The 10215-nt window shown below is 49.4% G+C and carries 15 protein-coding genes; all 15 read right to left on the reverse strand.

The window, feature by feature from the left end:
- On the reverse strand, window positions 1–1265 hold a 1265-nt coding region (locus BMX82_RS12730), incomplete at its 3' end, for a carboxypeptidase-like regulatory domain-containing protein (RefSeq protein WP_177172106.1).
- Window positions 1266–1457: 192 nt separating this feature from the next.
- The gene (locus BMX82_RS12735) at window positions 1458–1871 is read right to left on the reverse strand and encodes a YjdF family protein (RefSeq protein ID WP_091769560.1); all 414 of its coding nucleotides are present in this window, start codon (window positions 1869–1871) and stop codon (window positions 1458–1460) included.
- Between the two features lie 3 nt (window positions 1872–1874).
- On the reverse strand, window positions 1875–2276 hold the full coding sequence (locus tag BMX82_RS12740) for a VOC family protein (protein WP_091769563.1): 402 nt from the start codon (window positions 2274–2276) through the stop codon (window positions 1875–1877).
- Between the two features lie 32 nt (window positions 2277–2308).
- The gene (locus BMX82_RS12745) at window positions 2309–2857 is read right to left on the reverse strand and encodes a GyrI-like domain-containing protein (protein WP_091769566.1); all 549 of its coding nucleotides are present in this window, start codon (window positions 2855–2857) and stop codon (window positions 2309–2311) included.
- Between the two features lie 12 nt (window positions 2858–2869).
- Window positions 2870–3394 (reverse strand): GNAT family N-acetyltransferase, encoded by a 525-nt coding sequence (locus BMX82_RS12750; RefSeq protein WP_091769569.1) that lies wholly within the window; start codon window positions 3392–3394, stop codon window positions 2870–2872.
- Between the two features lies 1 nt (window position 3395).
- A complete protein-coding gene (locus BMX82_RS12755; protein ID WP_091769571.1) occupies window positions 3396–3740 on the reverse strand; it encodes a DUF3795 domain-containing protein in 345 nt (114 codons plus the stop codon).
- Between the two features lie 58 nt (window positions 3741–3798).
- Window positions 3799–4623 (reverse strand): MerR family transcriptional regulator, encoded by an 825-nt coding sequence (locus BMX82_RS12760; protein ID WP_091769574.1) that lies wholly within the window; start codon window positions 4621–4623, stop codon window positions 3799–3801.
- An 86-nt stretch (window positions 4624–4709) separates the two neighbouring features.
- A complete protein-coding gene (locus BMX82_RS12765) occupies window positions 4710–5117 on the reverse strand; it encodes a hypothetical protein (RefSeq protein WP_091769577.1) in 408 nt (135 codons plus the stop codon).
- Between the two features lie 10 nt (window positions 5118–5127).
- Window positions 5128–6429 (reverse strand): serine hydrolase, encoded by a 1302-nt coding sequence (locus BMX82_RS12770; protein ID WP_091769580.1) that lies wholly within the window; start codon window positions 6427–6429, stop codon window positions 5128–5130.
- Window positions 6426–6923 (reverse strand): cysteine hydrolase family protein, encoded by a 498-nt coding sequence (locus BMX82_RS12775; protein ID WP_255396615.1) that lies wholly within the window; start codon window positions 6921–6923, stop codon window positions 6426–6428. The genes BMX82_RS12770 and BMX82_RS12775 overlap by 4 nt, the downstream gene beginning before the upstream one ends.
- A gap of 15 nt (window positions 6924–6938) precedes the next feature.
- Window positions 6939–7460, reverse strand: a complete 522-nt coding sequence (locus BMX82_RS12780) for a hypothetical protein (protein WP_091769583.1) — start codon at window positions 7458–7460, stop codon at window positions 6939–6941.
- A gap of 16 nt (window positions 7461–7476) precedes the next feature.
- Window positions 7477–8367, reverse strand: a complete 891-nt coding sequence (locus BMX82_RS12785) for an alpha/beta fold hydrolase (RefSeq protein ID WP_177172107.1) — start codon at window positions 8365–8367, stop codon at window positions 7477–7479.
- 55 nt (window positions 8368–8422) lie between these two features.
- Complete coding sequence (locus BMX82_RS13125) at window positions 8423–9088, reverse strand: flavodoxin family protein (protein ID WP_218142024.1); 666 nt, start codon at window positions 9086–9088, stop codon at window positions 8423–8425.
- On the reverse strand, window positions 9079–9570 hold the full coding sequence (locus tag BMX82_RS13130; RefSeq protein WP_218142025.1) for a flavodoxin family protein: 492 nt from the start codon (window positions 9568–9570) through the stop codon (window positions 9079–9081). Before BMX82_RS13130 ends, BMX82_RS13125 begins: the two co-directional genes overlap by 10 nt.
- A 111-nt stretch (window positions 9571–9681) precedes the next feature.
- The coding region (locus BMX82_RS12795; protein ID WP_177172108.1) for an outer membrane beta-barrel protein at window positions 9682–10215 on the reverse strand (534 nt) is incomplete at its 5' end.

A 10215-nucleotide genomic window follows, 5' to 3' on the forward strand; every position in this document is an offset into this window, starting at 1 on the left:
CTCAGCACCAGTTTGGTAGCCCAGAGTCGCGACCATGTATGCGAGTTCTGCTGCATAGTCTGGGTTTCTGGCAAATACACATCTATCTGGTCGTCGTCATTCTCTTTATCTGTCAGAAAATCCACGTTCAGGTCGATGTTCAGTTTGCCCACCTGGCCGTTATAATAGGCATTGCTCTGCCAATTGTACGGATAATAGGTATGACCGTCCTGGTGCGAAAGGTCGCGACCTGTGAGATTGTTTTCGGTATCTACCCACATGTCGTTATACGTATTAAACTGGTCGTGGCGTTCCACTCTGGCACCCAACGAGTGTTTGTCGTTAATCTGCCAGTTAAAGCCCAGGTTATAGTTCAGGCCCTCTCCGTGCCAGTCGTTACGCGCGTGACTGTCCTGAAGAATATTCCTGATGCCTTCATCGGCCTTTAAGAATGTGGATTGCGTAATATGCAGGTCGTTAGGACTATCCCACGTCCAATAGTTCACCATGCCAAACAGGTCCAGGTTGTTGTGGCGATAACGCAGGTTCAACGTGCTACTGGGATCGCTGAAACCAAACGCCAGATCCTGATTGTTGGCAGCCATCAAGTCAAAGCCGAAACCAGTTCCCTCGCGGCGAACAGTCTTGATACGTACCACTGCCGAAATAGTGGCATCGTACTCTGCACCAGGATTGGTAATCACCTCTACGCTCTGTATCTCCTCCGAGCGCAGTCGTTTCAGTTCGTCCTTATCTCGCATCTTTCTACCATTAATATAAAAGACTGGTGTGCCCTTGCCCAGCACCTCAAGATCGTCGCCCTTCATCATCATGCCAGGCACTTTGGTCAGCATCTCCATGGCTGTTCCCGACAGGCCGAGCACGGTTCCCTGAATGGTCGTCAACATAGAGTTTCCCGTCAGCTTGGTTTTCGGCATCTGCCCTTTCACGGTAATCTCGCTGAGCATGGTCTGGTCTGGCTCCATCTGAACGGCACCAATTTCTGAACCGTTCACATCAACATATTGTGTCTTGTAGCCAATATATGAGAATCGCAGGATACAGCACGTTTCTGTTGTCTTAATCTGAAAGCACCCGTTTACGTCGCTCGTGGCGCCTTGTATATAGGTAGAATCCGCCGTAAGTAGTGCCACACTGACAAATGGCAATGGGTCACCCTTTGCGTCAATCACGCGCCCGCCAACATCCTCGGTCTTAGCGTCGGCTGTTAAACACATCATCATTGCAGCTATCAAAGCTACCATTTTCAAACTTAACTTTTTCATTTTCTTTTCAATTTAAATGTTTTGCCTGTTGGACGCCCAAAGACCATAAAAAAGTTGCAATCCACCCCATTTCTGGGATGAATTGCACATTTTTGTGACGAATGGCGCGATTAAGTGAGTGCAAAAGACAAGTTTACTTGGATTTTGCCGAGCGTGAGCGCCATCGAGCGTAGCTCAATGGTATTTCTTTTATTAATGTCCTCTATGTTTTTCTTTCTTCTTGGCCTGGCGCAGGTCAAACTGACGTTGCTTTTCGGCTTCGCGTTCTGCTTTTGAGCGTTGTTTCCGTTCAATCTTGTTCTGTTCCTGTTGCAACTTAAGGGCTTGTTGCGACTTGGTACCGATGCCCTGCGACTGCATCTGCTTTTTGGCTTCACGAAGTTGTCGCTTGGGGTTCTTCCTGGTTTCGGTGGTTGGAGCCACATCTACAGATTGACTAAACTGGAGGCGATGCCAGTTCTTATCAATGAACTCCATCACCTCCTTGTCCGTCGGCTCGGCACCAAAAGTTACCTTGCAAACGTGCAAACCCTCATGGTCAGTTTGTTCAAACAAACCAATCCAAAAAGGATCCTCAAACAATACCGTCAGTGTGCCTGTATTCATGAACTATTTTGTAAACGAACCTATCTCTATCAGATTTCCGTCTGGATCGGCCACATAGCAGGTGCGCTGTCCCCAAGGCTCTGTAGTGGGAGAAAGAACGGAGGCGGCACCATTCGAAAGCGCATGCTGGTATTCCTTATCGACATCAGCGAAGGTCGGCACATCGAATGCCAATTCCATCGTACCGTTGAACCCCTCGGGATATTGAAATTTCCGAGCGACCATCTGCTCGAAAGCGTCACGCGGGAAGAGGATGATACGCATGTCGCCCAGCATCATCTCCACGTTGGACTGGATGCCGTCCCAATCGGTGGTAAAGCCAAAGGCCTTCGTATAAAATTCTACAGTCGCTTTGTTGTCGCGAGTGAAAAGCCCTACGGTGTTGAATTTGAATCTTTCTTTCATTGTCTTTTCTCTACATATTTACGTTTTGATGATTATTCTATGGGTATCATCACGCCGCACTGGTAATCTGGCGACTCGATGTCGGTGCCGTTGTACCATTCCATCGTCATGGCGTTCATGGGACAGCGGAACTCAGGGTGCTGGGGCAGCCACTCCTTGTAGAACATCTGAAGCTGCTGCTGGAAGGCTTTCATGCCGCCCTCGAAATGAACCTTTAGCCACTTGCCGCTGCGGATGGGAAAGAGCCGCATACCCTTCGGCACGCTGCCACCCTTATAAACACCGCCAATCACGTAGGTGAAGGTCTTGTTGCTGCAAGCGCCAAAATTCACTTCTGCACAGGTCATGCAGTTGTGGTTGGGGATGTCGCAGGTACAGAGTCCGAACTCGCCGACACCGTTATCGATGGCTGCCTGCTGAAAGGCATCCGGCGTCTTGTGATCCAGAAACACTGGCTTGATGATTCTTTCCACATACTCGCCCCAGAACTTGGGGCACTCTTCCTGACCCTTGCAGAATGCGATTTCCTTGGCCATGCCGATAATCTGCACATCGTCAAATGTAATAATCTCGTGTTTCATCTTTCTTAATATTTATTTGTTTTTGTACTCAAAGAAATAGAAGTCCGTCCAGCCGGTGTTCTCGGCGTAGAGGTGCTGCTTACCGCGATACTCGAGGCCGAGACGCTCGTAGAGTCTGTGGGCGGGAGTGTTCGAGGCGAGGGCATCGAGGCGGATGGCCTGCATGCCATTATTCTGAGCGAGACAGATAGCCTCGCGAATCATCTCCGAACCGATGCCTTTGCCCTGCGCGTCGGGACTGACGGCAAGGATATGAATCACAGCCACCTTGTCATCGTCCACTTGCTGCGTCCAGTCGATGGCGTGATAGTCCTCGCCCTGATACATCGTGACGGCCATAGCGCCGACGATATTACCTTCCTCTCTATACAGATACATGCTCCCTTCGTCGATATAGGCACGGATGCCCTCAACCGTCGGGTGCTTACCTTTGCTCCATCGGGCGTATGTGGCCATCTCTGGCGTGCGCTCCGTCACATCATCATAAAAGGTGATGATGGCATCGAAGTCCAGTTGTGTTGCTAATTCTAATATCATATCATTTCCTTTTCATCGTCATCTGCTGATCCTTTGCCATCTTCTCCGCAAAGGCATCCTCTCCGTTTTCGCGGATATAGCGGAGGCAGGCGGCTCTGTCGCTATTGAACAGGAAAGCAAAGATCTTACCAACAAAGTTATTGTGAATCTTGCAGTTCTTCACATCCTTGTTGCAGTCGGCACAAGTATGAAAACCTTTCTCTTGACAGCACCTGCGGATTTTACACCACGATGCTTTTTCGTTCTCCTTGCATCCAGGGCATTTGCCATTGAGGAACTTCTTGCATGCTCCGCAATATAGGCCGCATGCGGCAATCTGCTGGGGGTTGATTATAATATCATTCATTGTGTAACTCTTTTTATCCTGACCGCCCCAAACTATATGGGACGATCAGGACGGATTATTACTCTATTGGTATCTGAATCACCGACAGCCATTTCTCTGGATCTTCCTGGTTCCATGCACCGTCGATGTAGCACGTGCGATGCTGACCATTTACCTTGTAACCTTGCTCCTCAATGTAGCGGAAAGCCTCGGTGAACGACTCGTAAAAGCGCTCGTAAGGACCTACGTGCTTCATGCAGAGCGCCTTGGGTACAGCAGGCAAACGCTTAAACTTGATGATGGTACTGTCCTCACCCATTTCTTCCACCTGTTCGCAATACTCGATGTCGATGTCGGTAGGCGTGTACTCCTTGTTGTGCTCCACAGTGAAGCAGTAACCTGGTGGTGGACACTTGCAGCCGAGGCGTTGCATTTCGGGACCGATTTTCTCTACACACATAGGGCCGATAGCGGCGTAGTTGGGAATGACTTCACGATGGCTTGCCACGATGATTTCGGGCAACGATTGAATGCTAAATTTTTCCATTGTCTTCATTTCTTTGCGAGCGTTCCTCCAGTCGAGCAGTTGGTTGCGACGGGCTATCAGTGCCTTCAGTTGTGCCTCCGTTTCCCTGATCTTCTCGGTCATCTGGCGGATGGTTGGCGTGTGCGAACCATCGTCGAACAGGTCTTTAATCTCGTCCAGCGAGAAGCCAAGCCGTTGCAGGTCGCGGATGTCTTTCAATCGCTGCATCTGGTCGATGCTGTAGTAGCGGTAGCCAGTCCACTCGTCCACCTCGTCAGGCGCGAGCAGTCCCTTCTGTTCGTAGTGACGCAGGGTCTTTACCGTCACCTGCATCAACTGTGAGAACTCTCCGATTTTTAACCTTGTTTTCTTACTCATATCGCGCGATGTATTTGCTAAGCGACTGCAAAGTTAAGGCATGACCTTAGGGACGAGTCAAGGGAAATGAAGATTTTAACATGAGTTTAACATATTGTTGTTCTTGCTTTTACTCCCGGCCAGTAGCACCATGCAATAATGGCAGGAACGAGAGATGAGATAAATTGCAGCCATTTGAAATCATAGATGCAGCTGATGCCTCCAGCCAGAGCACGAAGGCTATAGAGCATAACGATGGTGATAATGGCCGTGCGCGTCAGGGGCAAGCGACGGATGTCGCCTGTGGCAGAGAGGGCGTAAAGTCCTGCCAGGCAGAAGGCGAGGACAAGACCGATGGTGAGGGCATACAGCATCCAGACATGTCCTGCCACCATCTGATGCATGATTTCACGGATGCCGTAGGCCTCGAATGCCTCGTCCAGAGCGAACAGGCAGCCGACGTGGCCAATGGCTATAAGGAAGTGGAGCACCGCTCCGAGTTGTAACCTTTTCATTGTTTCTTTCTTATTGTTCTAACAGTTGTTTGGCAATATTTTCTATTACTGCCTCAGATGGTGAGTGCGTGGTGAAAACGGCAATAATGGCGTAGCTTCCATCAGGCATAAGAATGATACCTGCATCATTCATGTCTTGCACTCTTTCAGGCGAAGGGAATCCTGTACCTGTCTTATGTACGATACGGGCACCGGCGGGTATCGCAGCAGGGATTCGTTTCAGTCCTGTTGAGCAGTCGGCCATCGCCTTCCATATGAACGTCAGATATTGGTTGTTGTCTTTGTGATGATAAAACCACTCGAACAAACGAACCATTTCTGCGGGGGTGGAACTGTTTTCGATGGCCTTTGCCGGATTCTTATGCATCTGTTCCTCTGTCATGCGAACATGGATATCGCGGCATCCAAGTTTTCTCATGTACTTCTCTACTATCTTGGGCTTACCGCAATACTTGAAAAGTAGTTCGCACGCATTGTTGTCGCTCTGTCCGAGAGACAATTCCAGCAGCTCCGCATACGAAATGGCCCCTTTACCTTCAAATCGTTTTAGCATTGGTGACCATGTGTCTTGCATCAGATCTGCCTTATCGACAACGATCGTGTCATCAAGAGCCAATCCTTTCCGCCCCAGATAATCGGCAACGTATAAAGCTTGCGGGAACTTCATCACACTGTGCATGGCAAAACGCTCATTTTGGTTAACACCACTAACGGAGCCATCACGCATGATGCACGCACCATAGCTGGTACTGTCGCTTATTAACTCTTGCGCCCAGCATGATGTAACAACCAACGCACAAACTAATGTTACTATCTTTCTCATATTATCTCTTGTTCGTATGAAGTGACCTTCTTGGACCGCGGCAAACGTGGCGATAGCGGCTACAATGGTAATGGGAATGACGGATACAAACGTCATTGGGACTGCAATGAAGAGCATGAATCCCGTTGCCTTGTTCGCAAGAGTGTGAGGAAATTGGAAGCATCCGTACATCACAAGTGCCGAAAGCTGATTCACGGCTTTAATCACGACAATTACTCCTGCCCACAGCCATAGCCATTGCGGCAGTTCGAGTATCGGCAGGAGCTTCCAGGCACAACACGCTACGAAGCAGATGTCAGCCACGCTATCCAGCAATGCTCCCTTCTTGGTGACACACTTCAGCTTCCGAGCCAGCCATCCGTCAACGATATCGCTGATGCCACAGAGAGCGTAGATTATCCAAAAAACCAAACCCGTCACATCACAAAGGAGCAGACCTAAAGAGCCTGCAATCCTGAGCACTGAAATGATATTCGGCAGATGTTTCATTGGTACTCGGCAAGTGGCTTGACCTGACAGCCTTTGCTTTCGTAATATGCGAGCATCTCTGGGAGCTTCTTCAGGTCGTAGCTGGTGACGCAGTCGGAGAGGACATGTACCGTGAAGCCAGCCTTGGTCATGTTGAAACATGTCGATTTCACGCAGGCGGTAGCATCGGCTCCTGCTATGTAGAACTCATTGATGCCATTCGCTGCAATGAAAGCAGAAAACGCCTCGCTTGTAAGGGCGTTGCTTTTCGTCTTCACGAAGATATTGTCTGACACGACCTTCATCTCAGGCGCCAATTCCTCGCCTTTGGTGCCAGGCTTAAAAGTTCGCGTGCCAGCGGTGATGTTGTTATGCTTGATATACACAATGTGCATACCCTCCGTCACAGCCCATTCGATAGCAGCATTGATATTGTCGATGATGTCTCGATAATGCTTGGTGATGTCGTTCTGAATGTCGATAACGACAAGTGCTTTATTGCTCATCTTATCCATTTTTTATTTTTAATGTTATCTATATTGCCCACTGAGAATCCTTTTGCGCAGGCACTTTACGGCGGGTTTGTAATAATCTATCTCCATCGCTTCGAGCGTGCGCTTCAGCTCGTCCATCAATTCTGGATAGAAGGTACACATGCGATAGGCGAGCTTCATGCAGAGCGTCTGGGTGCCAGGGAACTCCTCGATGCTGACCATGTGTTCGAAACAGAAGTCAAGGAAGTCTGTCCTTAGATTGTCTTCGTCCATCTTCAATCGTTCGATAATGTTCAGCGTCAACCGCCTGACAGACGAGTTCTCCGTCTGCATGGCCTGGTCTATCAGTTCATTGAGTATCACCTGCAATTCTGACAGTTCTTCGTTCATGGCCTTGGTCAGTCCCCACAAGGCGCTCCTCGCCACACGATAGTCTACGTCAAAAACATACCGTCGTGCAAAACCAAGGAAATCGCCTGCAGCCTTTACTTCTTTGTATATCTCTTGAGATCCACCCTCGCTAAATGTCTGTCTCAGTCTCTCGCTCGTTATTGCCATATCAATACAATTGTCTTCATCTCCATTTTTCCTCGTTATTTACAAATTTCTTCAGTTTCTCATTGAACACCTCGGGCTGTTCCATGTGGATAAAGTGGCCGCAGTTGGTCAGTTCGGTGTAGTCGAGATGGGGATAGAGTCGTTCCATTTTCTGACGATTGTCAGGCTCAAGACCGCTGTTCTGCGTACAGATGACCATTGCCCGACCATGCAAAGGACGCTGAGACCACCACTGCCGTTCCACAAGGTTGCGCATAGTACTCGATGCCACATACTGCGGTGTCTTGGGCATCACGCTCATGGCATAGTCAGTGATGCTCTGTGGTGTTTCAGCCCCAGCCAGCGATGTGACGAAGCCTGCGATGACCTCGCTACAATCTGGCCCGTCGAAAGCATGGCCGAACTGATTGACGGCTTCCACGTATTCAGCCGTTTCCGTGCCGTCGTAAAAGCAATAGACACCATCTATATCGACGAGATCTCCCTGTCGGCCACTCATCAGAACCTGACGGCAAACGGGCGTGCCAAGACTGTGCCCCACAAGGACAACTGCCCCTACATGCTCTTTGTCCAGCACCGCATTGACGGCCTTGGCGAAGAAATCGAGCGTGTACTCCACGTGTGGCTTGCTGCTCTCGCCATAGCCTGGCAGGTCGATGAATAGGAGGCGAAGATTGCTGTCGTCTCGCAGTCCCTCGAACTGTTTCTCCCATGTATTGAGGTCGCAACCGAAGCCATGAACGAAGCAGATGGTTTTATTGCCATCGCCATATATTTTATAATGTACGCGAACGCTGTCGTTGACGGTCGCATACTCTGAGGCGATATCACTCAGATTCTCTGGTTTTGTGTTACATCCTGCCAGCATTACAGCCAACAGGAGTAGTAAATATAGTTTTTGTTTCATCTTTCTTCTGTTGTTAGTCATTTGACGTTGCAAAGTTATGAATCCAATTCATAGATTACAGATACGGTTTATCGTCCAATGGCCGGGTGCAGCCCCATTGCTGGGCGAAACGTTCGAAATTCTTGCGGACAATACGCTTGATGAAGAGTCGGAACAGTAGGTGAACAATCCAAGGATTCTTCTCTGGGCCAGTGAATTTACCGGCCTCGGTGGTCATGAAATTGCCATTGCTGACGAACGACTGTCCCATCTTGGTATAGGCATCCAGTTTCTTGGTCATCGTCTTCTTCATCTTCTCATCGTCGCGCATACGAATCAGGAAACTGCCGCCTTGAACCAGACAACCGCCGTAGGTGCAGCCCAATTGTGCTGGGAGGGACTGCAGGAATCGCTCGCAAAGACGCAGTTGGTGCCCTTCGTCGAAGCCACCGTGCAGGATAAAAGACATCTGCGCTGGCAGCTGACGCTCTGTTGGCAATGTCTCTAAGAACTCAAGCATGATACTGGGCACGCACTCCACAAAAAGTGGCAGGGCGAATATGATTTGATCGTGGGTGATGAAAGACGCACGTGCAGCATCCCATTCCTTGCGGTTCGACAGCGAATAGAGATCGTATGAGGAACCAGATGCTTGGAGTCCTTTGACAAACGACTGGATAATCTTATCCGTATTGCTGAACTTCTGCACACGCGGACTTCCGTTGATAATGACTACATGCATGGCTTGCCCTCCTTTCTTATATGATAGACACCCAGCGACTGCCCGGCGAGGTTTGAAGCCACGCGCTGGCTCCATTCTTCGAGAAACTCTTGGTCGGCCTTGCCTTTGTACAGAAGGCCGAAGTTCAGCGGATGGTAGCGCAGCTCGTGACGCTCCAAGCCGTCACGGAACTCCACATACATATTCAGCATCGGCACGATGCGGTCCATTACCCGCTTACCGCGCCAGTCCACGAATCCGAAGCGTGTATCCGATACCAGCCACAGATTCTCTGCATCTACCAGTTTCTTGATAATGCCCTCATAGTCATCCTTGATAGCACAGATACCGGGCATCTTCAGCCAACACAGGTTGCAGCCCATGCAATGCGCAATTTTCATATCGGAGGTGTTGATGATTTCCATATCGTCACCTTTAATCAGGGTGCTGATTTGTTCTGAATCACAGCCTTCCTCTAAAGTGTTCAATACAATTGTCTTCATCTACATTTAAATATAGTTTTTTGCTTAATCATTTGACGTTGCAAAGGTACGAATTGTTGCCGAGACAACCAAACATTTGGGATAAACTGCACTGATTTGTGATGAATTGTATCAGTTGCCGTTGCTCATGCGTTGCTGCTCGGCTTTACCGGCACCTGTTCCCTTATACTTGCTCTTCTGGGCGTTGAAGGTGTAACGGATAGAGATGTCCAGACGGTGGCTACGGCTTCGTGTTTTCTGCAGAGCGTAGAAGAAACCACAATCGTGAGCCATATCCTGTACGCTACGCTGGAACACATCGCTGATGCTGGCACGCAGGCACAGGGCATCATTCTTCAGCCAGCATTTCTGTACCACAAAACGGATGTTGTATGAGGGTGAGAGTATACGGAAGTTCAGTACATCACCTTTGGTCTGGATGTTAGCATTGGCCTCCAACTGCCAGCTGTGCTTAAAGCGGAAGGTGTTATTCAGGTCGAAGAAGAAGATAGGCTTGGTGAAGGTCACATCAGTCTTGCCTGTGTCACTACGAGGATCGTCGTAGGTCATTGTGTTCCAGAATTTCTGTCCGCCGATGGTCCAGCTTGGGCTATATACACCCCATGTTGGATTGGCCGAAAGGAAGATGGCCAGATTGCGAACGGG

The sequence above is a fragment of the Prevotella sp. khp7 genome (assembly GCF_900109055.1).
Lineage (GTDB): Bacteria > Bacteroidota > Bacteroidia > Bacteroidales > Bacteroidaceae > Prevotella.